The sequence below is a fragment of the Spirosoma litoris genome (assembly GCF_054776755.1).
On record NZ_BAAHBI010000035.1, the window covers coordinates 448,232 to 472,440 of the forward strand.

Sequence of the window (24,209 nt, forward strand, 5' to 3'; positions counted from 1 at the left end):
CAGACCTAATGAAACGCATTCTTCTACCTGTCCTTTTCCTGTCAGCCCTTATCTTAACGGCTGCTCAGCTAACGTATACCGATCGAAAATCGGATTCGAGTACCGAGTGGCCAGAGTATTTAGGAGGGCCTGATCGCAATCATTATTCGACATTATCTCAGATCAATACAGGTAACGTTAATCAGCTTAAAGTCGCCTGGGAATACCACTCTCGCGACTCGGGGCAGGTACAGTGCAACCCCATTATTGTCGATGGCACGCTCTACGGAGTGACGGCCTCGAATCAGGTTTTTGCGCTCGATGCCGCTACGGGCCAGGAGAAGTGGCGCTATGTGGAGCCAGGTACTAAAACGTTCAATACGAACCGGGGCGTTACGTATTGGAAAAGTAATCGAGCGGATGACACCGAACCCGCGCGTATCCTGTACGCGTACGGCTCCTGGCTTTACGCGATCAATGCACAGACCGGGCAACCGATCGTCAGCTTTGGCGAGAATGGTCGGGTTAGCCTTAAGGCTGGATTAGGTGAATCGGCGAAAGATAAATTCGTTATTTCGAATACACCGGGTACACTTTTCGAGGATTTGCTGTTCATGCCTTTACGTGTTTCGGAAGGAGCGGATGGGGCTCCCGGCTCTATTCAGGCCTTTAATGTGCGAACGGGCAAACTGGCGTGGGTCTTTCACACAATTCCACATCCGGGGGAGTATGGCTATGAAACCTGGCCCAAAGAGGTCTATAAAAACACCGAAGTCGGCGCGGCTAATAACTGGGCGGGCATGGCGATTGATCGCAAACGAGGAATTCTCTACGTACCGACGGGCTCGGCCGGGTTTGATTTTTATGGCGGGAATCGCAAAGGACAGAATCTGTTTGCCAATTGCTTGCTGGCGCTGGATGCGCGAACCGGAAAACGAATCTGGCATTACCAACTGGTTCATCATGACATCTGGGATCGGGATTTACCCGCTCCACCCAACCTGATCACGCTTCGGCAGAAAGATCGGTCTGGTGCTCTGAAAACAATCGATGCTGTGACCCAGGTAACCAAGAGCGCCCACGTTTTTATTTTTGATCGTGTAACGGGGAAGCCACTTTTTCCCATTCGAGAGGTGCCCGTTCCTAAATCACCTTTACCGGATGAAGCGACCTGGCCAACGCAACCCGTTCCAGCCTTACCCGCGCCGTTTGCCCGACAAACCATTGCCGAAACGGAGTTAAGTCCCTATGCTACAAATCGTGATTCGTTGATTGCACAATATCGCCGGGCGAGAAAAGGACAGTTTCAGCCGCTGGGTAAAACACCAACGCTGCTGTTGCCGGGAGCCGATGGCGGGCCGGAATGGGGCGGTGCTGCCGTTGATCCCGACGGCATTATGTACGTCAATGCTAATGAAATGGCCTGGATGTTCAGCCTTAGCGATACTCCTAAAGTAGACGCACTGGCGCATTTAAGTCCCGGTAACCGACTGTATACGAGTTATTGTGTCGCCTGTCATGGTACTGATCGAAAAGGGAATCCATCAAGCGGCTATCCATCGTTAGTAAACATTAGTCAACGGCGCGACCGGGAGTATGTGGCCAAACTGATTACCAGCGGTAAAGGAATGATGCCGGGTTTTGCGGGAATTACGGCCGAGCAGAAGCAGGCGCTATTGGCTTTTTTGTTTAACGATGAGAAAGTGGAAACCGTCGCTACGGTTCCCGGACCAACAGCTAAACCGGGGCCTTACGTTCCGTATCGCTTCAACGGGTACACAAAATTTTTAGACAGTAAAGGATTTCCTGCTATTAAGCCACCCTGGGGCACATTAACCGCCATCAACCTCAATACGGGGCGGCAGGTTTGGCAAAAAACCTTGGGCGAGTTTACTGAACTAACCCGGCAAGGAATTCCGCCAACCGGCACGGAGAACTATGGAGGTCCGGTGATTACGAAGGGCGGGTTGTTATTGATTGCGGCTACTAAAGATGGAATGTTTCGGGCTTACGACAAGAAAACCGGACAGTTACTCTGGCAAACACAACTGCCCGCAGCCGGTTTTGCAACGCCCAGCACCTATGAAGTGAACGGGAAACAGTACATCGTCGTCGCTTGTGGAGGAACAAAATTAGGCACCCCTAAAGGCGATAGTTACGTAGCCTTTGCCCTGCCCTAAAATCGATAAACAAAGAGCTTTTTACAATAGGTTAAGGTTGGTTCGTAAAGCCCCGGTGGGATGTCTGCCGGGAGTTTTATAGTTATCCCGTTTCGCATCGATACAGGAAAGTATAGGATTCTTATTCGATTATAAACACAGAAATTGCTGCGAATTAAAAGACGCCCCATGACCCAACGGCCTTTCTTCCGAATCCTACCTCTACTATTTGTTCTATTACGATCCTTATCCGCCTTCGCAGCACCCTGCACACCCGTTGGCCTTCAATGCGAGCATTTGGTTAACCCATTGGGCATCGATGCTCTGGCCCCCCGACTAACGTGGCGGCTGGACGATACTCGAAAAGGAGCGAAGCAAACAGCCTATCAAGTATACGTTGGTACCGATTCAATGGCGGTGAGTCAGGGAAAAGGCAGTAGCTGGCAAACGACTAAACTACCATTAGATAGCCAGCTTATTACCTATGCAGGAAAATCTCTTCAGCCTTTCACAAAATACTATTGGCGAGTAGAGGTTTGGGATAAAGATGGCAAGCCGTCGGCTTCGTCGGTGGCGAGTTTCGAAACGGGTTTGATGCATAGCAAAAACTGGCAGGGTGCGTGGATTAGCGATGTCAGTGATGTGGACCTGAAACCCGCTCCCTATTTCCGGAAAGCTTTTACCGCAACGAAGAAAATTAAAACGGCGCGCGCCTACATTGCGGCTGGTGGTTTGTACGAGTTGTATCTGAACGGGCAGAAAATTGGGAACCACCGGCTCGATCCCATGTACACTCGTTTCGACCGCCGGACGTTGTACGTTACTTACGATGTGACGAACCAACTGCAAAGCGGCAAAAATGCCATTGGTGTCTTGCTCGGAAATGGCTGGTACAACCACCAATCGACGGCAGTCTGGTTTTTTGATAAAGCTCCCTGGCGGGCACGCCCTACGTTCTGCCTGGATCTGCGCATTACCTACGACGATGGCTCTGTCGAAACAATTACCTCAGGAAAAGATTGGAAAACGACCCTGAGCCCTGTCATTTTCAACAGTATCTACACGGCAGAGCACTACGATGCCCGGCTGGAGCAACCCGGTTGGAACACGGCGAATTTTGATGATTCGAAATGGAAGGAACCCATTATGCGGGCTGCTCCGTCAACGAATATCGTTGCGCAGGCCGTTCATCCAATCCGAAACGTGGAGACAATTCAGCCGAAAAGCATCACCAAAATCAACGACACCACCTTTGTTTATGACTTAGGCCGGAACATTGCTGGAGTGAGTCAATTTCGGGTGAAAGGTTCGGCGGGTACGACCTTGCGCCTGAAACATGCCGAACGATTGTACAAAGATGGTCATGTCGATCAGTCGAATATCGATGCACACTACCGCCCGGTCGGTACCAGCGATCCGTTCCAGACTGACATCTTTATCCTGAATGGGAAAGGCGAAGAAACTTTCATGCCACACTTCAATTATAAAGGCTTCCAGTACGTAGAGGTAACCAGCAATACCCCCATTGGCTTAGTTAAAGAAAACCTGATGGGTTATTTCATGCACAGCGATGTTCCTAGTGCGGGGCAAGTGAAATCGGCCAACCCAACGCTGGACAAAATCTGGTGGGCTACTAATAATTCGTATTTGTCTAATCTCTTTGGTTACCCAACCGATTGCCCACAACGGGAGAAAAACGGTTGGACGGGCGATGGGCAAATTGCGATTGAAACGGGTCTGTATAATTTCGACGGGATTACAATCTACGAAAAATGGCTGGCCGATCACCGCGACGAACAACAGCCGAATGGTGTACTGCCGGCCATTATCCCAACCGGCGGCTGGGGTTACGAATGGGCCAATGGTCCCGACTGGACAAGTACCATCGCCATTATTCCCTGGAACATCTATCTGTTCTATGGCGACAAAAAGATACTGGCCGATAACTACGACAACATCAAACGGTACGTCGACCATATCAACGAGCAAAGCCCATCGGGGCTGACATCCTGGGGTTTAGGCGACTGGGTGCCGGTAAAATCGAAATCACCGGTAGAATTTACGTCATCAATCTATTACTTCACCGATGCTTCGATTCTGGCGAAGACGGCGAAACTGCTGGGCAAACAGAGTGATGCGGCTATGTATTTGGCATTGGCGACGAAGATCAAAAATGCGATCAATGCGAAGTACCTGAATAAGGAGACGGGAAACTACGGAACAGGTTTGCAAACCGAACTGAGCGTGCCCTTGCAGTGGGGCATAGTACCCGATGAACTGAAAACCAAAGTAGCGGCTAATCTGGCCAAACGGGTGGAAGCCGACAACTCGCACATCGATGTTGGCCTTTTAGGAACCAAAGCAATTCTGAACGCCCTCAGCGAAAACGGTCATGCCGATCTGGCTTATAAAGTGGCTTCGCAGGAAACGTTTCCCTCCTGGGGCTGGTGGATTGCCAATGGCGCTACAACGCTCTATGAAAACTGGCCGATTGACGCGAAAAGCGATATTTCGATGAACCATATCATGTTTGGCGAAATCGGAGCCTGGTATTACAAAGCCCTCGGTGGTATCAAACCTGATCCCGCGCATCCGGGCTTTAAAAACGTATTGCTGGAGCCCCATTTCGTGGCGGGTCTCGATCACTTTGAGGCTACACACGACAGCCCGTACGGAACCATTCGATCGTCCTGGAAACGGGTATGGCAGGGCGTCTCGTATTCCGTAACTGTTCCACCTAACTCGACCGCTACGCTCAAATTGCCGGGTTCGTCAATGGCTCAAAAATTACAGGCCGGGACGTATCAGTTTGAGGTGAAGTAATTTGTTTGGCATTCTTAGGTAATCAAGGAGATTTAAAGTGGGCTATATTTTGTGTGACCCCATCGGGGTCACACTTCTTTTATGGCGATGTATTTCCTTCTGAAACCTATTTAGTCATCTGCCAAATCTTTTTCCCTATCATCTAAATTATCCGTTTTGGTACTCATATTGGCCAAACTCTCTACCGTAGTATCCATAGTCTGATCAGGGCGCGTAAATACTGCTAAAATTTTTGCCTGCCCCTCAAGAATCTGGTCAAGTTTTTGAGACATTTCAATCATTTGCGACTTAAAAGGTCAATTCTTTGATCAGTTGTCATAAAACAAATATAGAAGCGGTCATTTAGTTGCCAGCCAAAAATCAACTTAAACTTAGGTCACTAAAATAGGCCTACTCAAACCGCAAATGCTTCACCGAATCACCTGAGGACTCAAGTTCAAGAAGGGCATCGATGCCTATATCGAGGTGAACGTTGACAAACTGACCCGTCACTTTTTTGTCGCTTTCTTCGGTTTTTACACCTTCAGGTACCAGTGGATTATCAGATACGAGCAGCAGGGCACCGTGTGGAATGGAATTGACAAAACCTACCGTAAAAATAGTAGCCGTTTCCATATCGATGGCCATGGTACGGAGTTCACGCAGGTAATCTTTGAATGGTTCGTCGTGCTCCCAAATTCGTCGGTTGGTGGTATACACTGTGCCTGTCCAATAATCCAACTCGTATCGTTTGATGGTTGACGACACGGCCCGTTGCAATCGGAATGAGGGAAGGGCCGGAATTTCGGGCCGCATGTAATCATTGCTGGTACCTTCACCTCGTATGGCGGCAATCGGTAGCACTAAATCGCCGACCTGTGTTTTTTTCAGGCCACCACATTTCCCTAAAAATAAAACTGCTTTCGGGTTGACTGCCGAAAGCAGATCCATAACGGTAGCCGCCATAGCGCTACCCATCCCGAAGTTGATAATAGTGATGTTGTTGGCCGTAGCTGTTTGCATAGCCCGTCCGATACCAAAAATCTCTACATCGAATTTCTTGGCAAATAATTCGACGTAATTGATAAAGTTGGTTAGCAAAATGTATTCGCCAAATTGCTCAATGGGTGTTCCTGTGTAGCGTGGCAGCCAGTTCTGAACGATTTCTTCTTTTGTTTTCATAGATTCAAGGAGTGAATGACCGGGCCGCCGGTACGATGAATTCGTGAGTAAACGAATGATCGATTAAAAAGATTCACGCGTTCACGCTTTATCTTTGAGGTATGGACCCATTGAACCTTCCTCCTTTTGACTATAAAACGAAGCAAGTCGAAGGAAAACCGTATATTTTTGACTTGTTACGCCGAAAGTACGTCCGGCTATCGCCCGAGGAGTGGGTTCGTCAGCACGTTGTGAACCTACTGTTGACACATTATGCCTACCCTAAAGCCCTCATCCGTTCGGAAGGAGGGCTAACGTTGAATCAGACTCAAAAGAGAACGGATGTTGTCGTCTTTGATCGGCAAGGACAGCCTTTTTTACTTGTTGAGTGTAAAGCACCCCATATCGCACTCACCCAAACGGTTGTTGACCAGACTGCCCGCTACAATCATGTTCATCGCGCCCCTTATGTAGTTATTTCTAATGGGCTGGTGCATTATTGCTGGTGTGTAAACCACGACACCGCGGAGGTGCAATTTATGGACGACTTCCCTGCATTTGTGTAATGCCAAAGGAGGCCTAGAAGGTTTGGAAGACGTTTATCGCAAGCTTTTATGTACAAAAAAATCCCCGACACCAGTAGGCGCCGGGGATCATTATAAGCAATCATAGGTTAGTTTTTCACCAATTCACCAGAAGCCCGGATAGCAATTTCATCGCTAACTACGGCCGCTGGAGCAGAACCCAGGGTAAAATCACCCCGTTTTACTTCGCCAGTTACAGTAAAACCAGCTAAGGTTTTCTTGTTTTGTGGGTTCGTAACAGGTCCTTTGATAACAGCATCAAGCGTTACGGGTTTCGTTACACCGTGCATGGTCAGGTCGCCAGTCAATTTGTATTTGTTGCCAGATACTTTAGAAATCGACTTGCTTTTGAAAGACAGCGTTGGATATTTGGCAGCATCGAAAAAGTCAGCGCTTTTCAGGTGGCCATCACGTTTTTCCTGGTTAGTATTGATGCTGTTTACATCAGCCGTAAAGTCGATTTGAGCGTCAGTAAAGTCATCTTTCGCCGAAATCATTTTCACATCGAAATTCGTGAACTTACCATCAACTTCCGACAACATCATGTGTGTTACGGTGAAGTTGAGGTTCGAGTGCGCTTTGTCCAGCGTCCAGGTCTGAGCGAAAGCTCCTACTGATGAAAATAAAAGGGCAGCAATTAAAGTTGCTTTTTTCATTGGTATGTAACGATTTGTTTGGATTTTAAAAGTTAAGCACGAATACGGTCTAGCAATTGACTCAGGTAAATAGCTTCCTCTTCGGTCAATTTGCTTCGTTGTTTATCAGACCACTCCGTCTGATAAACATCTAATTGGTTGAGTAATGCCAGTCCTTTATCTGTAATGACCACATCGACCGCTCGTCGGTCGCTGGGGCATTCGGTGCGTAAGACAAGTTTCTTGGCCAATAGTTTATCCACCAACCTTGACGCATTCGACATTTTATCGAGCATGCGCTCGGTAATATCACTGACTTTAACCGGCTCGGGGTATTGGCCACGCAAAATTCGCAGCACGTTATACTGCTGCAATGTCAGCCCAAATGGCTTCAACATCTGCATCTGGCTAGCCGCCATCCAGTTGCTGGTAAAGATCAGATTCACCATCACCCGGTGGTAAGGTGTTTTGAATGGTGTGCTCTGTTTTATATCAGTTTCAATGGACATGGCACAAAGATAGTGTAATTGTATTTAATGTAGCAACACTAAATACAATTATTTTTTTTAGCGGTAAGGAATAATCTGAGGTGCAGATAAATCAAAATCGCGAAATTGTAGAGTTGGAACGCCTTCAAATGCCGTTCGGAACGGTATTGTATTGCCCGGAATGTTGGGATAATACGCCAGCCGAATCTGGAAACTGGTAAACGTCAGGTTTTCATTCCGCAGTCGGAACCCAATGCCATATCCCTGATAAAGAGGCCCTTTCAACAGCGTTCTGTCAGGAAAACTAATGAGTCCAAGATTAGCGAACGTTACAAACGCAACCCGGAATCCAATCAGGCTGAGCCGCGAAAAGAGGACGTTTTCGTAATTGATGAACCATCGGTTTGTGCCCCGCAAGGCGTCACTATTCAGGCCGATGCCGTCGGTATTGACACCGCTGCCTGTACTACTCAGCGAAATGTATTCATTATCAAATCGGTCAATACCAACCGTGTAGCGCGTATTGAAGAAGTGACGCATGTTGCCCCACCTGGTTTTCATGAGTGGACTAAAATAGTTTGACTCAAGCGAAAAAACGGCCTGTTCAATCTTATGATTCCGCACGTAGCCGCCAATATTCACCAATCCATAGAGATAGCCTAGATGGCGCATGTATTTCCCCTGCGAGAAATTCATGCCCGCATACATCCGCTGGCCTAATTCGGCATTATCGAAGCCGACGGTAGCGGCTATCGACTCGCCAATAGGAACGTCTTCTGTACGACCAAATCCGTAAATAAGTACATCGCGGGTGTATTTGCGACGGGAGAATCCAACACTGAACAAGGTAGTCCGACTGTCCTGATAAATCTGGTTCGTGTCAGCCGTAACATCCGGGCGTTTGAAATACTCATAGTTTGTGTTGCGTAAGGCCACAACCAGTCTCGAACGGCCTTTCTCCTCGGTATCTCGCTGTTTGTAAAACAACCGGAACGAGCGGCCTATCCAGATATCCGAATAGTTATAACTAACTGGCACCAGCAATACGCTGTCATTCCGTGTAATTAGCCGATTGTTAACCTGCGTATGGTTTAGTTCAATAGAGCCCGCATATTTGGTATCCGGTGTCAGGAAAGGCCGATAGAGCTTAACGGCCACTTGTTTCAGATCGCGCAGGTAGTATAGATCGGCCTCGGCAGTCAGAAAGGTTTTCCCGATGAACGGTACTTTATAACGGGTCTGGTATTCAGCTTTCTGACGCGGATCGGTTCCTGAATAGGCGAATTGTGCAAAAAGCTGATGGCCTAATCCGCGAAAATTAACCTGATCGAAGCCAACGCTGAAGTTCGTAAACCCACCAAATCCACCATTGGGTAATAACGACCAGACATCCTGCGTAATCACATACACATCAACAAACTGTCGACTGCCAGGTCGGGGAACTACTAAAATCCGGGCATCGTGAAAAATCGACGTCGTTCGCAACAGCCGTTCGTTATCCCGCAGGACAACCGGATTCAGTGCATCGCCCTGCCGAAACAGCAAATAAGAGTTCCGAATCACATGCTCGCGTGTGTTTGTATGCAACTTACTACCCACTCGCTCGACCCAGTTATTTGCTTTTCGAAGTGTATCGTAAACCGTTTGCCCAAATACACCCAGTCGGCGGATATAAATATCCCCGATAATCCGCCCTTCAAATATCTTAAACGGATTTACTTCGATCTGACTCACTTCGCCGGTTTGGATACGGCTATTATACACGTCGCGAAAAACAGCATCATAGAGTTGCCGGGTTAGCCGATGCTTATACATCGATGTTTTCAGACGACTGTAAAAAACACTATCTCGACGCATCAGAATACTATCTGTCTGGGCAGTTAAATGAGCAGCTGTCAGCGAATCGATTGGTCCAACGTCAATACCAATGTGCCGAAGTGTATCGACCTGAACATTTTCAAGCGGGTCTTTCCGAATTTGCCTGGTGGTATCGACCTGAGCAAACACCGACAGATTGCATCCGCACAGAACAATCAGCCACACCAGAAACTGATGAAACCTTGATTGACATTCGTTCGGATACAGTTGATACATTATGATCGTGAACAGATAGTAGTGATAAGCTGATGGACTGGTTTAAGTGAACAAAAGATAAACTGATTCTGACACAATTAGTAACGATTTTCGGATAAAGCTTTAATTATAAACTAATTAAAGTGTTAAAATAACAGGCAAAAATACCAACCTCCTAATTATCTAATTGTTTCTCAAGCCAGAAATCCCGCTGACGTTCGGTGCCAAACTGGAAATAATGAAACCCGAATTTTCTGAAACCGATTTTTTCATAAAAGCCCATTGCACGGGCATTCCGCTCCCAGACTCCTAACCATACGGATGTATATCCTTGATTTCGCGACCAGCCAAGACAATGTTGCATCAGCATACGGCCCTGCCCTTGGCCAATCTGATTTTGCAGAAGATAAATGCGCTGAATTTCGATAGCGTTTCGGTCGGCCATTTTCCGGGGAGGGGCGTGTTTGCGTAGTTTCGCGTAGCCAACAGGCTCTCCATCGCCTGATTCGAGCAGAAAAAAAGTAGACCGATGATCGGCTAATTCCGCTTCCATAATGGGAACGCTTATGGCCGATTGAACGTATTCTTCCACGAGTTCGGCGGGGTTGTGAGGTGGGCCAAAAGCCTCACGCATAGTGGTAATAGCCAGCTCCGTTATCGCGGCTGCATCAGAAAAAGTAGCGGGTCGAATGGTCATAGTTACAAATAAGCAATCAACCAAGATACGCAGAAACCTTCATTTTTAGGTTAATTTTGCCCTTCGTCTTTCTGCCTATATGCTCACATTACGCTATCCACTCGTGTTAGCTTCGGGATCGCCCCGGCGCAAACAACTGATGACCGACGCCGGTTTTTCGTTCACCATCGAAACTCGGCCTACCGATGAAATCTTCCCCGAAACGATGCCCGCGAATGAGGTTGCCGAATATCTGGCCCGTCAGAAAGCAGAGCAATTCATACCGGATTTGGGCAATCGGATTATTCTTTGCGCCGATACGGTTGTGATTCTGGGCGATCAAATTATGAACAAGCCCCAGGATGAAGCCGATGCCCAGCGAATGCTTCGGGCTTTGTCTGGGCAAACGCACCGCGTTCGAACGGGGGTCGCTATTCTTTCTCCCCGCGCTAACGGCGAACCTCAATTAGACTCGTTCACTGACGAAACAAGGGTACAATTTGCCTCGCTTACCAACAGCGAAATTGCCTATTACATTAAGGAATGTAAGCCATTCGATAAAGCTGGATCGTATGGTGCACAGGACTTTATCGGGCTGATGGGCATCGAACGACTGGAAGGTTCGTTTTATACCGTGATGGGCTTACCCACACACCGGGTTTATCAGGCCTTAAAACTATTTACTTGTTAAGCTAGTCTGTAAAGAATGACCGCTGCAAACTCTGCTCAAGCCAATACAACCTTAGCGCCTATCCAGTCCAGCTCAGTTCCCGTCGGACAAACAGGGGTTCACTACGAGATTTTCGTTCGTTCCTTTGCCGACTCCAATGGCGACGGTATTGGTGACCTCAACGGAATTACCAACAAGCTCGATTACTTAAGCGATCTTGGCATATCGGCCATTTGGCTCATGCCCATCAATCCATCGCCAAGTTATCATAAATACGATGTAACGGATTACTACGGCATCGATCCTGAATATGGCACGCTGGACGACTTCAAACGACTGATTGTTGAAGCGCATAACCGAGGTATTGCCGTCATCATCGACCTAGTCTTACACCATACCAGTCTTCAGCATAAGTGGTTTCAGGAAGCGTCGAAAGGGCCGGACAATCCCTACTGGAATTATTACAAATGGCTAACACCTGCTGAAATCAAAGCCCGAAAACTGGCCACTCGCGATATTACTGCCGATTCGGGCGAGCGGAATCCCTGGCATTCGGTTCGGGGAGCCAGCTATCCTGAGCAATATTATGGGATGTTCTGGAGCGGCATGCCCGATCTGAATTTTGATCACCAGCCCGTTCGAGACGAGTTTTTTACTATAGCTCGCTACTGGCTTAATGAGGTGGGAATAGATGGATTTCGACTGGATGCCGCCCGCCATCTCTATCGTGAAGCCGAAGAACCTAAAAATCACGAGTTTTGGCAGGAATTTGGAAAAGTCGTTGAAGCGGCCAAACCCGGAGCGTATACCGTTGGCGAGGTCTGGACGCGTCCTGAACGGATTGCGCCCTATTTCCGGGGATTGAAAGCCAACTTCAATTTCGACCTTCAGCTAGTGCTTGCCGAAATTGTGGCAAGAGAAAACGATACCGAGGATTTGATTGAGTTTCTACGCTACGTTCACAATACGTTCGGCAACGTAAATCCCAACTTTATTGATGCGTTGCTGCTATCCAATCATGACCAGAACCGCATCGGTAGTGTGCTAAAAGGCAACCTCGACCAGTTGAAAGTAGCGGCAAATCTCTTGCTCACACTTCCGGGCCTTCCTTATCTGTATTATGGCGAGGAAATTGGTATGCTCGGCATGAAGCCCGACGAATACATCCGGGAACCGTTTCTGTGGGATGTTCGCGCTCGAGATACACAGCGTACTCGTTGGCGTCGGGGAAAATACAGCACGAGTCAAACGGTTCGGCCATTGGCTCAGCAACTAGGTGATCCCGATTCGCTGGTCAATCATTACAAACGCCTGATTCAGTATCGAAACAGCCACCCAATTCTGAATAATAATGTCAGCAAGCTTTTACCCGCTGGCATTCGACAGAAGGGTATCGTTGCGTTTATTCGGCAGGATGCCAGTGGCGGCCCCTGCGTTTTGCTGGTTCACAACCTGACCAAAAAGCCTATTGAGGTGGTCTTTTCTCCGGGTGAGGAATGGTGCCGTTGCATCGTATTTGAGACAAAACCGGGTGGCTCGTTTCTGAATAGCCGAGTTACCGTGCCAGCTTATGGATGTGTTGTGGTTGAGTGAGATGACAAACTCATTGTCCAGTAAGCGTTTTGAATCGTATATTCGTCAAGTGATCACTTGACATGGAGATTAAAGAAATGGACACTCAATCCCAAAAATTAGAGTTAATTCAATGGATTGCCGGGCTTAACGATCTACGAGTGTTAAGTCAGGTTTCGGCCATTAGGCAACATGATGCAGGTAAGAGCAAGCTTACAAAACGGCATTTTGGGGGTGGAAAGCATATAATTATTCATGTAGATGACAATTTCAACGAGCCATTGGATGAGTTTAAAGACTACATGCCATGAGTAAGGCTTATCTTATTGATACACATGTGTTACTGTGGTATATTAAAGGGGAGAAACGGCTTTCCCAACCTGTAAAGAAACTTATTGATTCAGTCAATAACACCATTTATATCAGCAAAGCTAGTCTTTGGGAAATGGCGATAAAGTCCTCATTAGGCAAATTAACAATAGGATTAGCGTTAGACTCGCTTTAAGCTCTTTAAACCGCGATAAAGTCCTCATTAGGCAAATTAACAATAGGATTCCCTTAGATCATCTAGCCAACTATCTTGAGGAGGAAGGTTTTATTGTATTAGATTTTGACTTTGCAGACTTACTCCAACTACATCAGCTTCCCTTTCACCATGGCGATCCATTTGATCGCTTGATTATAGCTCAAGCCTTAGTTCACGGATTGACCGTTATTTCAGATGATCGTAATTTTGTCCACTATACGATCAATCTCTTGTCAGCATAGCTGACTTATGTTTGACCTTTTCCGCACCCAAAATCGCCTATTCATCCAGTCAATTTGGGGATTCAACTTGTTTTAATCCCCAACTAATAACCCACGGTGGCTTTTGTAATGTTATTGAGTATCCGATGAGGATACGAATAGATTATGAAAGCGTTTCGAAAGCATCCACAATACACTACGAATTGCCAATGGGTTATGTTTCTGTTGGCTGGAATCTGCCTAACAGCCTGTAGCAGTTCCGACAAGAAAAAAGGCGGTCAGACGGACTCGACCGCCTTAAAACAGCCTAAAACGTACTCAGTATTGACGCTCGCTCCTCGTAAAGAGGTTCTCTACGTCGATTTCCCCGCCATCATTCAGGGAGAACAGAATGTTGAAATTCGCCCCAAAGTGGATGGGTTTGTAGAGGCTATTTATGTGGATGAAGGCTCAACGGTCAAAAAAGGACAACGGCTGTTTCGCATCAATGCTCCTCAGTATGCCCAGGACGTACTGACTGCTCAGGCGGGTGTCCGAACAGCGCAGGCCGATGTTAGTTCCGCTTTGTTGGCCGTGAACAAAGTCCGGCCCCTGGTTGAGAAAGACATTATCAGTCCATACGAACTGGAAACGGCCCAGTATACGCTGGCTTCTAAAAAGGCTGCTCTAGCTCAGGCGCAGGCCGCTCTGGCCAATGCACAAACCAACCTGGGCTACACGAATCTGGTTAGCCCCGTTAGTGGCGTCGTTGGGTCGATACCGTACAAGATCGGGAGTCTGGTGACCAGCACGACCACCAATCCGCTGACAACGATTTCCGGTATCAGCGAAGTATACGCCTATTTTGCCCTGAACGAAAAACAGCTCCTTGATTTCACGCGCGATGTAAGCGGCAACACGCTTCAGGAAAAGCTGGCCAAGTTACCAGACGTTATACTGCTGCTAGCCGACGGATCGACGTACAATTACAAAGGCCGAATTAAAACTGCTATTGGTCAGATCGACACCCAAACAGGTTCCAGTAATTTCCGCGCTACATTCCCTAATCCGCAGGCTCTTCTGCGTAGTGGCAACAGCGGTACCGTCCGGGTACCCCGCACCATCGACTCGGCACTGGTAGTTCCACAAAGCGCCACGTCTGAGCTTCAGGATAAACGATTCCTGTTCGTCGTCGGTAAAAATAACATCGCCAAAACTACTGCCGTAACCGTAACCCCCACACCCGACGGACAATATTTCGTTGTCCAGAAGGGACTCAAAGCGGGAGACAAGGTCGTGCTTGACGGAGGTACCGGATTGAAAGACGGCGCATCGATTAAACCAAAGTCTGCTTCACCGAACAGCGTCTATAAAACGACTGCACCTAATACGACAACCGCTGCAACCGACGCCAATACGGACTTGTAAGTTATTCTCAAAAACCTGCCTTATGCTTCGCATATTCATAGAACGTCCGGTATTAAGTACTGTTATTTCAGCCCTGATTGTCTTGTTAGGCATTCTGGGTATGGTCAAGCTTCCCATTGCGCAATACCCCGATATTTCGCCACCAACCGTACAGGTTTCGGCCAGTTATAGCGGTGCCAACGCCGATGTCGTGCTAAAAAGCGTCATTGTACCGCTGGAAGAGCAAATTAACGGCGTAGAAGGCATGACCTATATGACCTCGTCGGCAACTAACGATGGAGCCGGGAGCATCAGCATTTACTTTGCCGTGGGTACCGACCCTAATCAGGCGGCAGTAGATGTGCAGAACCGGGTTTCGGCGGCTACGAGCCTGTTGCCGCAGGAAGTTACGCAGGCTGGTGTAACGGTTCGGAAACAGCAAAGCAGCAACTTGCTGATTATGTCGATCTATAGCGATAATGCGGCTTACGATCAGACATTTTTGCAAAATTACGCTGCCATCAACGTCATTCCGCAGCTTCAGCGGGTCAATGGCGTGGGGGCCGCCAACGTGTTCGGATCAGCCAAAACGTACTCCATGCGTATCTGGCTCAAGCCCGACGTCATGTCCATTTATGGAATTACCCCTGCCGATGTATCAACGGCTCTATCAGACCAAAATGTGGATGCGGCACCCGGTAAGTTCGGCGAAAATGACAACCAGACCTTCCAGTATGTTATCCGGTACAGTGGCCGATTGCAGTCTACCCAACAGTTTGGGGATATTATTATCAAAACAACCGGCAATGGGCAATTGCTGCGACTTCGGGATATTGCCCGGATTGAGCTTGGCTCGCAGACGTATACCAGCTTTACAAGTACCAACGGCAAGCAGTCGGTGGGTATTTCGGTAAGCCAGACGCCGGGTTCCAATGCTCGGGATGTGATCAACAACTCCAAGAAAGTCATCGAACTAGCTGCCAAATCTTTTCCGGCGGGCGTTCATTTTGTTTATCTGGTCGATATCAACCAGTTTCTGGATGCGTCGATCAGCAAAGTGTTACACACACTGCTGGAATGTTTCGCACTGGTTTTCCTGGTGATTTTCATCTTCCTACAGGATTTTCGCTCGACCATTATTCACGGTGTTTCGGTGCCAGTGGCCATTACGGGTACGTTTTTCTTTCTGTATCTGTTTGGCTTCAGCATTAACCTGCTTACGCTGTTTGCGTTGGTGCTGGCCATCGGTATTGTGGTAGATGATGCCATTGTGGTCGTCGAAGCCGTTCACTCGAAACTGGAGAGCGGCTATAAATCACCCCGTAAAGCGGCTATTGATGCCATGAGTGAAATCTCAGGCGCTATCATTTCGATTACGCTCGTGATGGCGTCGGTTTTTCTACCTGTAACGTTTATTACGGGTTCGGCGGGGGTGTTTTACAAGCAGTTCGGCATTACGCTGGCCGTTGCCATTATTATTTCGGCGGTCAATGCCTTAACGCTTTGCCCGGCGCTGGCGGCTCTCTTCCTGAAACCACCGCAACATACCGAAGGCGAAAAACCGAAAGGATTATTACAACGCTTTGGGGTTGCCTTTAATGCGGGTTATGATTCCCTAACGGCCAAATACACCAGGTCGGTCACATTTCTGTCGGCCCGGAAATGGTTGGCACTTATCGGTATCGGGTTGTTTGGCGGACTGTTTTACACGCTGTTCAAAACCACGCCTTCCAGCTTCGTGCCGAAAGAAGACATGGGCAGTATTTTCGTCAATATTACGCTTCCCCCCGCTTCGTCGGTCGAACGAACTACGGCGATGGCCGATCAGGTCGACTCCATCGTACATACAATTCCCGAAGTGCAAAACAGTATGCGTACGCTGGGGCAGAATTTTGTGGCGGGTAATGGGAGCGCCTATGGGTTGATTATTGTCCGATTAAAACCCTGGGATGAGCGTCCCGGAGTTAGCGATGACGACGTCATCAAGCTGATGAAACAGAAAACGGCCAACATTCGGGATGCGGAGCTGGTCTTTATTCAGCAGCCAACCATCACAGGATTTGGTACCAGTGGGGGCTTCACGTTTCAGTTACAGGACAAAGGCGGCCACACTACGGATGAGTTCTATAAGGTAACGCAGAACTTCCTGGCCACGCTAAACAAACGACCTGAAATCCAGTATGCTACTACCTCATTCAATCCCAACTTCCCACAATATCAGCTGGATGTAAATGTAGCTAAATGTAAAGAAGCAGGCATTACAGTGGGCGATGTGCTCAATGCGATGCAGGTCTTCTACGGCAGTTCGTACGTGTCGAACTTCAATGAGTTTGGCAAGCAATACCGCGTTATCATGCAGGCCGATACAAACTACCGGGCAAACCCCGCCGGACTAAATAAAATAGCGGTCCGAACGTCGGCGGGTACAATGGCTCCGATTACTGAGTTTATTACCCTGAAACGAATCTATGGGCCAGAAAGCGTTTCCCGTTTTAACCTGTTCTCGTCGATGTCAGTCAACGGTTCACCTAATCCAAACTACAGTACTGGGCAAGCCTTACTGGCGATTCAGGAAGTGGCTACCCAAACGCTTCCGGCAGGCTATGGTTTCGAGTATTCGGGCATTAGTCGGGAAGAACAGAACGTGGGTTCGCAAACACTGTATGTTTTTATTCTGTGTCTGGCCTTCGTCTATCTTCTATTAAGCGCACAATACGAAAGTTATTTACTGCCGTTTGCCGTATTATTTTCCTTACCGGTTGGCTTATCGGGCGTGTATGTTTTTGCCCGGCTTTTCGGGCTGGACAACAACATTTACATGCAAATCTCGCTCATCATGCTGATTGGTTTGCTGGCTAAGAACGCTATCCTGATTGTGCAGTTTGCCGTTGAGCGAAGACAGACCGGAATGGAACTATTGGAGTCGGCTATAGAAGGGGCCAAAGCCCGGTTACGACCAATTCTGATGACATCGTTTGCCTTCATTTTCGGTCTGCTACCCTTAATGTTTGCCAGCGGAGCCGGTGCTCAGGGGAACCGCTCAATTGGGACGGGTGCCATTGGTGGGATGCTCTTCGGGACGTTGCTTGGGGTGTTTTTTGTACCAACGTTGTTCGTCATTTTCCAGGGTTTGCAGGAAAAAATAAGTGGGCCGCCTAAAGAGCAGGCTATTGATGACGAGGACGATGAACCCGTGAAAATTGATGGTAAAAAAGCTCGTTCAGGAAAAGGGGCTAAAACACCCGTGAATACCTAGTGATTTTACCCCCTCCCCTTAATTCAAGGGGAGGGGGGATAAAAGCTCAATGAAGCCAAGCTAGAACCTCAAAGGGAATAACGTCAAAGGAGATGAAACACGCCGTCTCTCTCCCCTCTCCTGTTTTTCAGGGGAGGGGCCGGGGGTGGGGTAAACTAGTTACTCAATAACGAACACCATGAATACGACACATATAAAACTGGGAATAACACTGCTACTGGGGGCCATTCTGGCTTCCTGTAGCGTGACCAAACCCTATGAAAAACCGGGCCTGACAACCGATAAACTCTATCGGGGTCAACAGTCGACCGATTCGACCACGTTGGCGAGTTTACCCTGGCGACAGATGTTTCCGGACACCATTCTGCAAGGTTTAATTGAACGGGGGCTGGCCAATAATCTGGATCTCAAAATTGCGGTAGCCCGAATGCAGGCGGCCGAAGCCAATGTGCTGCAAAGTAAGCTGGCGTTTTTCCCAACGCTTAGTACCAATGCGGGTTTTACACTCTCCAAATCATCGTCGGCGCAGTTGCGGGCGTTGAACATCAGGAATGCCGAATCTGGGTCAAGTACAGTAAGCACCACGTCTATTCCGACGATCAAGCAGTATTCGCTGACTGCCAGCACAAGTTGGGAGGCCGATGTTTGGGGGAAACTGAGGAGTACAAAACGAGCTTATGTGGCGGCTTATCTGCAAAGTGAAGCTTATCGACGCGCTGTACAAACGCAATTGATCGCCAACATCGCCAACGGCTATTATGCATTGCAGGCCTATGACAGACAATTGCAAATCACGCTGGAAACGGTTGATAATCGAAAGACGGACGTCGAAACGATGAAAGAGCTGAAAAAAGGCGCAGTAGTCACAGGAGCCGATGTTGTGCAGAGCGAAGCCAACCGATATGCAGCCGAAGTGACACTACCTGATATCCGCCAGAATATTCGGCAAACCGAAAATACATTAAGTCTATTGTTAGCCATGCCATCCGACAGTATTCCACGAATGCAGTTGGATACGACATCAACAACACCATCCCTGCAAACGGGACTTCCGGCTCAATTGCTGAGTAACCGCCCTGATGTGCAGGAAGCGGAATATAGTTTCCGCAATACGTTCGAATTGACCAACGTAGCCCGAACCTACTTTTACCCAGCCCTCACGATTACGGGTACGGGCGGTTTTGCAACGGCGAATACATTAACTGGCTTCTTTGCTGGAACCTTCTACGGCAGTCTGATTAGCGGACTGACTCAACCTATTTTTAATCAGGGCATTAACCGACAGCGGCTTAACCGCGCTCAGGCTGCACAAGTTGAGGCTTATTATACCTACCAGTCAACGTTGCTAACGGCTGGTCAGGAGGTGTCGAATGCGTTGTATTCCTACCAGATGGCGGTCGATAAAGCCAATACACGTAAACAGCAACTTATCGCTTTACAAAAGGCGGTTTCCTACACAAAAGAACTGCTCAAATATACCGCCAATACAAACTACACCGATGTATTGACCGCTGAGCAAAACCTGCTGTCGACTCAATTAAATGGCGTTAACGACCGATTGCAACAGCTTCAGGCAACCGTAACGCTCTACCGGGCTTTGGGTGGCGGCTGGCGCTAATGCGACAAAAAAGCCGCATGCTTTAGCAACGTTTAGGACAAAACAGCGGTACATGAAGCTAGTCAATGGTGACGAATTGTCTTTAAATCAACGGAAATTATGAAAAACGCACTAATTGTGCTCGGCCTATTGGTCGGTATTGGGTTGTATCAACCCAGCCATGCACAGGTAAATGTCAGTGTAAATATTGGTAGTCAACCTCTCTGGGGACCAACTGGTTACGACTACGTAAACTATTATTACCTGCCCGATCTGGACATCTATTATTACGTCCCCTTGCAGCAATGGATTTATTTCGATGGTGGACGCTGGATTACGACTACCGTACTTCCACCTCGCTACAGTAACTACGATTTGTACCGGATGCATAAGGTAGTTATCAACGATAAGCAACCGTACCTGCGCAATGCTGTCTACCGCAAACAGTATGCGTCATTTAAAGGGCGGTATGATCAACAGCCCATTCGTGATAGCCGCGACTCGAAATACTATGTGATCAATAACCATCCCATGCACAACCAAATGGGTAATCAGGGTGGTGGACGTCCGGGAGGTAATCCAGGGCGTGTGAACGGTCAACAGCCAGGACGAGGTAATGGTCCGGGTAGAGATAATCAGCAACCAGATCGAAACAGAGGTCACCAGGGAGGGCATCCGAACCGACCACAGGGCGAAGGTCGTGGCCCGCGCTAGGGAATAAACTCACCGATTAACCCTAAACCTTCAAATGATACGAACTCATATTTGTATCATCTGAAGGTTTTGTTTTCAATAAAAGCTATTCATCGGAGGTGAAGCCAGTCAAAGCTATTTTCTGGATAGCTTTGTGCCCATACTGACTTATGTTGGTGTTATAATCTATTCATGAAAAAACAGTTTCTCTTTCTTCTCATTGTACTGACAAGTCCATTATTTGCTCAGGAACCTTCAGCAAAGCGTATTATAAAACACATTAATACACTCGCTTCCGACAAGATGCAGGGACGGGGAACGGGTAGTGCCGAAAATGCCAAAGCTGCTCGCTACATTGAAAAACACTTCAAAAAATATGGCCTAAAGCCACTGGGTACTGATGGTTATTATCAATCGTTCACGGCTAAAGTTCGGCGGGTAGTTGTGCCAGATAGCCTCCGAAAAGCAGCCAATGTGATCGGTTTTTTAGATAACGAAGCGCCTTATACGATTGTCGTAGGGGCCCATTACGACCACCTTGGATTAGGACGACAGGGGAGTTCGCTGGATTCGTTACCACAAGGCAAAATTCATAACGGGGCCGACGACAATGCATCAGGCGTAGCTGGCTTATTGGAGCTGGCTCAGTATTTTGCAAAAAACGGCGTTAAAGAACCTTATAACGTTCTGTTCATGGCCTTCGGAGCCGAAGAGTTGGGCTTACAAGGTTCCCGCTATTTCCTGAATAATCCGACACTGCCACTCGACAAGTTAAATTTCATGGTGTGTATGGACATGATTGGTCGCTACAATCCCGAACGAGGTGTTGGAATTGGGGGTTACGGCACCAGCGATACCTGGCCAATTGTATTTAAAGGCGCCGAAAGTTCCATCAAGTTCTTCACCGATCGGGCGGGCAACGGCGGGTCTGATAACGCGGCTTTTTATGCCAAACAAATTCCGGTCTTGTTTTTTCATACAGGGGGGCACCCCGACTATCACAGACCCTCCGATGACCCCGAAAAAATTGATGCAAACGCAGAAGAAGCGATTCTTAAATTGGAAATCAAGCTATTAGAAAAAGCTATGCAACAACCTAAAATGACTTTTACCGCAGTCAAGTAAGGCAAGCGGCAAATAGGCTTTTAGACAGTAGTAGGTGCCCTTTCTGCTTTACGGATACGTTATGAACAAACTTATTTTTCTTGTCATCAGCACACTTCTTGCCCTGTATAGCCAAGCACAAACACGTTCTGCCAATCGACCTAATATCGTCTTTATTCTGGCCGATGACCTCGGTTATGGGGACATAGGTATCAACGGGCAAAACCTGATTAAAACCCCAAATATCGACCGACTTGCTGCCGAGGGTATGCAATTCCCCCAGTTTTATGCAGGCACATCGGTATGTGCTCCATCGCGGGCTTCCTTGATGACGGGGTTACATACGGGTCATACGTACATTCGGGGCAATAAAGAGGTCAAACCCGAAGGCCAACAACCCATTGCCGATTCGGTTACGACGGTTGCTGAACTCCTGCAACGGGCCGGTTACACAACAGCGGCCTTCGGGAAGTGGGGGCTGGGACCCGTCGGCTCCGAAGGCGACCCGAATAAGCAGGGCTTTGATCAGTTCTATGGCTACAATTGTCAGGGATTGGCGCACCGATATTACCCTGATCACCTCTGGAACAATAGCCAGAAAGTTGTGCTGACAGCGAATGAGAATTTGCGCCAGATGAAGGAATACGCGCCAGACCTGATTCAGAAACAGGCCTTGGCCTTTCTGGATAATCGCAAGACCAGCCAGCCTTTTTTTCTATTCCTGCCCTATATTTTACCCCATGCAGAATTGGTTGTTCCCAATGACAGCATCTTTCAACATTACAAGGGGAAGTTTGCCGAAAAGCCCTATGTAGGAGCCGATTATGGTCCTGATGCGAAAACCGGTGGGTATGCCTCACAAGCGTATCCGCATGCTACGTTTGCCGCCATGGTTGCCCGTCTCGACCTCTACGTTGGTCAGGTGATGGCCAAACTGAAAGCGAAAGGATTGGATAAAAATACCCTCGTGATTTTTACCAGCGACAATGGCCCACACGTTGAAGGCGGAGCTGATCCAACATTCTTTAACAGTAGTGGCGGTTTTCGGGGTGTCAAGCGCGATTTGTACGAAGGAGGTATTCGGGAGCCTTTCATTGCTCGCTGGCCTGGTGTTGTCAAAGCTGGTAGTCGGAGCGATTTCGTCGGGGCTTTTTGGGATATACTCCCCACGTTTACTGAACTGGCTGGTGCGCAAACACCGGGCCGCGTGGATGGGCTTTCTTTTGTACCAGCGCTGACGAGTAAAGGGGCTCAGAAAAAACATGCCTATCTGTACTGGGAATTTCACGAAAACGGGGGCCGACAAGCCATCCGTCAGGGCGATTGGAAAGCCGTTCGATTACAGGTTTCCACCAACCCAACAGGCCCTGTTGAGTTATACGATCTCTCGAAAGACCCCGCCGAAAGTCACGACGTGGCAGCCAAGAATCCCGAAAAAGCAGAACAGCTCAGTAGGCTCATGAACGAATCACATGTTGAATCATCGCTGTTTCCGCTTATCCGATTGCGAGAATAATGTATTGCCCGACTGCTATCTTTAACTGACTAGGCCTATCTTTGCCCAATTTATAGTTATACTAGTCTTATGGCCCAATCCCTCAGTGTCCGCCATTTGGTGGGTATCAAAGACCTGACAGAGTCTGACATTCAGCTTATTCTGGAAACGGCCAGTCAGTTTAAAGAAGTCATTAACCGGCCCATCAAGAAAGTCCCTTCGTTACGAGATGTGACGATTGCCAACGTTTTTTTTGAAAATTCGACCCGAACACGGCTATCTTTTGAGTTAGCCGAGAAACGATTATCGGCCGATGTTGTCAATTTTTCGGCCTCGGGCAGTTCGGTTAAAAAGGGCGAAACACTGCTGGATACGGTCAACAACATCCTGGCTATGAAGGTCGATATGGTAGTGATGCGCCACAGCAGCCCCGGTGCTCCTCACTACCTGACCAAACACATCAAAGCCAACGTAGTCAATGCGGGCGATGGTACCCACGAACACCCAACTCAGGCCCTTCTCGACTCCTTTTCGATTCGCGAAAAATTAGGCGATGTAGCGGGTAAGCGTATAGCCATCATCGGCGACATTACGCACTCGCGGGTGGCCCTTTCCAATATTTTCTGCCTGCAAAAACAAGGTGCCGAAGTGATGGTGTGTGGTCCCAAAACGCTCATTCCAAAATATATAGAATCGCTCGGCGTAAAAGTTGGGCACGATGTGCGGGCAGCCCTGGCCTGGTGCGATGTCGCGAACGTACTGCGCATTCAACTGGAGCGGCAACAGATCAAGTATTTCCCCTCGTTGCGAGAATATTCACTCTATTTCGGTATCTCGAAACAGATGCTCGATGAGCTGGATCGCCCCATTGTACTGATGCACCCAGGCCCCATCAACCGAGGGGTTGAACTGACCTCTGATGCTGCTGATTCGTCGCACTCTATCATTCTGGATCAGGTTGAAAATGGCGTAGCCGTTCGGATGGCGGTACTGTATTTGCTCGCGCAGTTGTAGTTCTTTCAATGGTTTCCTCGTTGATTGACACACCTAGCTCGTAGCAAGATTAAATCTTTTTAATTGTCTCAAAAAAAGGCACTTAATCAAAAACGTTAGCGCTATTCTGTCAGTTTTA

Annotated in this window: 21 protein-coding genes; 15 read left to right on the plus strand and 6 right to left on the minus strand. The window is 48.2% G+C overall.

Annotation, left to right across the window (positions count from 1 at the left end; all coding sequences use genetic code 11):
* Nucleotides 1-8: 8 nt before the first annotated feature.
* Both ACYVGR_RS21185 and ACYVGR_RS21190 read left to right on the plus strand, forming a co-directional pair.
* Nucleotides 9-2,159, plus strand: a complete 2,151-nt coding sequence (locus ACYVGR_RS21185; protein ID WP_460960366.1) for an outer membrane protein assembly factor BamB family protein — start codon at nucleotides 9-11, stop codon at nucleotides 2,157-2,159.
* Nucleotides 2,160-2,327: 168 nt separating this feature from the next.
* Complete coding sequence (locus ACYVGR_RS21190) at nucleotides 2,328-4,961, plus strand: glycoside hydrolase family 78 protein (RefSeq protein ID WP_460960368.1); 2,634 nt, start codon at nucleotides 2,328-2,330, stop codon at nucleotides 4,959-4,961.
* A 110-nt stretch (nucleotides 4,962-5,071) separates the two neighbouring features.
* Here the strand turns inward: ACYVGR_RS21190 and ACYVGR_RS21195 are convergent, their stop codons facing one another.
* Together ACYVGR_RS21195 and ACYVGR_RS21200 are read right to left on the minus strand one after the other, a co-directional pair.
* Nucleotides 5,072-5,242, minus strand: coding sequence for a hypothetical protein (locus ACYVGR_RS21195; protein WP_460960370.1), 171 nt, complete (start codon nucleotides 5,240-5,242; stop codon nucleotides 5,072-5,074).
* A gap of 109 nt (nucleotides 5,243-5,351) precedes the next feature.
* Nucleotides 5,352-6,122 (minus strand): AMP nucleosidase, encoded by a 771-nt coding sequence (locus tag ACYVGR_RS21200; protein WP_460960372.1) that lies wholly within the window; start codon nucleotides 6,120-6,122, stop codon nucleotides 5,352-5,354.
* A 101-nt stretch (nucleotides 6,123-6,223) separates the two neighbouring features.
* Here ACYVGR_RS21200 and ACYVGR_RS21205 point away from each other — a divergent pair, with 101 nt between their 5' ends.
* Complete coding sequence (locus ACYVGR_RS21205) at nucleotides 6,224-6,667, plus strand: type I restriction enzyme HsdR N-terminal domain-containing protein (protein WP_460960374.1); 444 nt, start codon at nucleotides 6,224-6,226, stop codon at nucleotides 6,665-6,667.
* Nucleotides 6,668-6,774: 107 nt separating this feature from the next.
* On the opposite strand, the gene ACYVGR_RS21210 is transcribed toward ACYVGR_RS21205, so the two are convergent.
* From ACYVGR_RS21210 to ACYVGR_RS21225, 4 genes are all read right to left on the minus strand, one after another.
* A complete protein-coding gene (locus ACYVGR_RS21210) occupies nucleotides 6,775-7,341 on the minus strand; it encodes a YceI family protein (RefSeq protein ID WP_460960376.1) in 567 nt (188 codons plus the stop codon).
* Nucleotides 7,342-7,373: 32 nt separating this feature from the next.
* The gene (locus ACYVGR_RS21215) at nucleotides 7,374-7,829 is read right to left on the minus strand and encodes a MarR family winged helix-turn-helix transcriptional regulator (RefSeq protein WP_460960378.1); all 456 of its coding nucleotides are present in this window, start codon (nucleotides 7,827-7,829) and stop codon (nucleotides 7,374-7,376) included.
* Nucleotides 7,830-7,886: 57 nt separating this feature from the next.
* Nucleotides 7,887-9,902, minus strand: a complete 2,016-nt coding sequence (locus ACYVGR_RS21220) for a hypothetical protein (protein ID WP_460960380.1) — start codon at nucleotides 9,900-9,902, stop codon at nucleotides 7,887-7,889.
* A 154-nt stretch (nucleotides 9,903-10,056) separates the two neighbouring features.
* A complete protein-coding gene (locus ACYVGR_RS21225; RefSeq protein ID WP_460960382.1) occupies nucleotides 10,057-10,578 on the minus strand; it encodes a GNAT family N-acetyltransferase in 522 nt (173 codons plus the stop codon).
* 79 nt (nucleotides 10,579-10,657) lie between these two features.
* Between ACYVGR_RS21225 and ACYVGR_RS21230 the strand changes: the two genes are divergently transcribed.
* The 12 genes from ACYVGR_RS21230 (at nucleotide 10,658) to ACYVGR_RS21285 (ending at nucleotide 24,091) form a co-directional block, all read left to right on the plus strand.
* Entirely contained in the window at nucleotides 10,658-11,248 is a 591-nt protein-coding gene (locus ACYVGR_RS21230) for a Maf family protein (RefSeq protein WP_460960384.1), read from the plus strand.
* A gap of 15 nt (nucleotides 11,249-11,263) precedes the next feature.
* The gene (locus ACYVGR_RS21235) at nucleotides 11,264-12,820 is read left to right on the plus strand and encodes an alpha-amylase family glycosyl hydrolase (protein WP_460960386.1); all 1,557 of its coding nucleotides are present in this window, start codon (nucleotides 11,264-11,266) and stop codon (nucleotides 12,818-12,820) included.
* 77 nt (nucleotides 12,821-12,897) lie between these two features.
* The gene (locus ACYVGR_RS21240; RefSeq protein WP_460960388.1) at nucleotides 12,898-13,110 is read left to right on the plus strand and encodes a hypothetical protein; all 213 of its coding nucleotides are present in this window, start codon (nucleotides 12,898-12,900) and stop codon (nucleotides 13,108-13,110) included.
* Nucleotides 13,107-13,304, plus strand: a complete 198-nt coding sequence (locus ACYVGR_RS21245) for a type II toxin-antitoxin system VapC family toxin (protein WP_460960390.1) — start codon at nucleotides 13,107-13,109, stop codon at nucleotides 13,302-13,304. Before ACYVGR_RS21240 ends, ACYVGR_RS21245 begins: the two co-directional genes overlap by 4 nt.
* The gene (locus ACYVGR_RS21250; RefSeq protein ID WP_460960393.1) at nucleotides 13,238-13,567 is read left to right on the plus strand and encodes a type II toxin-antitoxin system VapC family toxin; all 330 of its coding nucleotides are present in this window, start codon (nucleotides 13,238-13,240) and stop codon (nucleotides 13,565-13,567) included. The genes ACYVGR_RS21245 and ACYVGR_RS21250 overlap by 67 nt, the downstream gene beginning before the upstream one ends.
* A gap of 144 nt (nucleotides 13,568-13,711) precedes the next feature.
* Entirely contained in the window at nucleotides 13,712-14,953 is a 1,242-nt protein-coding gene (locus ACYVGR_RS21255) for an efflux RND transporter periplasmic adaptor subunit (protein ID WP_460960395.1), read from the plus strand.
* A 22-nt stretch (nucleotides 14,954-14,975) separates the two neighbouring features.
* The gene (locus ACYVGR_RS21260; RefSeq protein ID WP_460960397.1) at nucleotides 14,976-18,188 is read left to right on the plus strand and encodes an efflux RND transporter permease subunit; all 3,213 of its coding nucleotides are present in this window, start codon (nucleotides 14,976-14,978) and stop codon (nucleotides 18,186-18,188) included.
* A gap of 178 nt (nucleotides 18,189-18,366) precedes the next feature.
* Nucleotides 18,367-19,806 carry an efflux transporter outer membrane subunit gene (locus ACYVGR_RS21265; RefSeq protein ID WP_460960399.1) on the plus strand — a complete coding sequence of 480 codons (1,440 nt, stop codon included), beginning with the start codon at nucleotides 18,367-18,369 and terminating at the stop codon, nucleotides 19,804-19,806.
* Between the two features lie 99 nt (nucleotides 19,807-19,905).
* Nucleotides 19,906-20,499, plus strand: coding sequence for a hypothetical protein (locus ACYVGR_RS21270; protein WP_460960401.1), 594 nt, complete (start codon nucleotides 19,906-19,908; stop codon nucleotides 20,497-20,499).
* A gap of 171 nt (nucleotides 20,500-20,670) precedes the next feature.
* Nucleotides 20,671-21,603 (plus strand): M20/M25/M40 family metallo-hydrolase, encoded by a 933-nt coding sequence (locus ACYVGR_RS21275; RefSeq protein ID WP_460960403.1) that lies wholly within the window; start codon nucleotides 20,671-20,673, stop codon nucleotides 21,601-21,603.
* Between the two features lie 61 nt (nucleotides 21,604-21,664).
* Nucleotides 21,665-23,098 (plus strand): arylsulfatase, encoded by a 1,434-nt coding sequence (locus ACYVGR_RS21280; RefSeq protein WP_460960405.1) that lies wholly within the window; start codon nucleotides 21,665-21,667, stop codon nucleotides 23,096-23,098.
* 69 nt (nucleotides 23,099-23,167) lie between these two features.
* Entirely contained in the window at nucleotides 23,168-24,091 is a 924-nt protein-coding gene (locus ACYVGR_RS21285; RefSeq protein WP_460960407.1) for an aspartate carbamoyltransferase catalytic subunit, read from the plus strand.
* Nucleotides 24,092-24,209 lie beyond the last annotated feature (118 nt).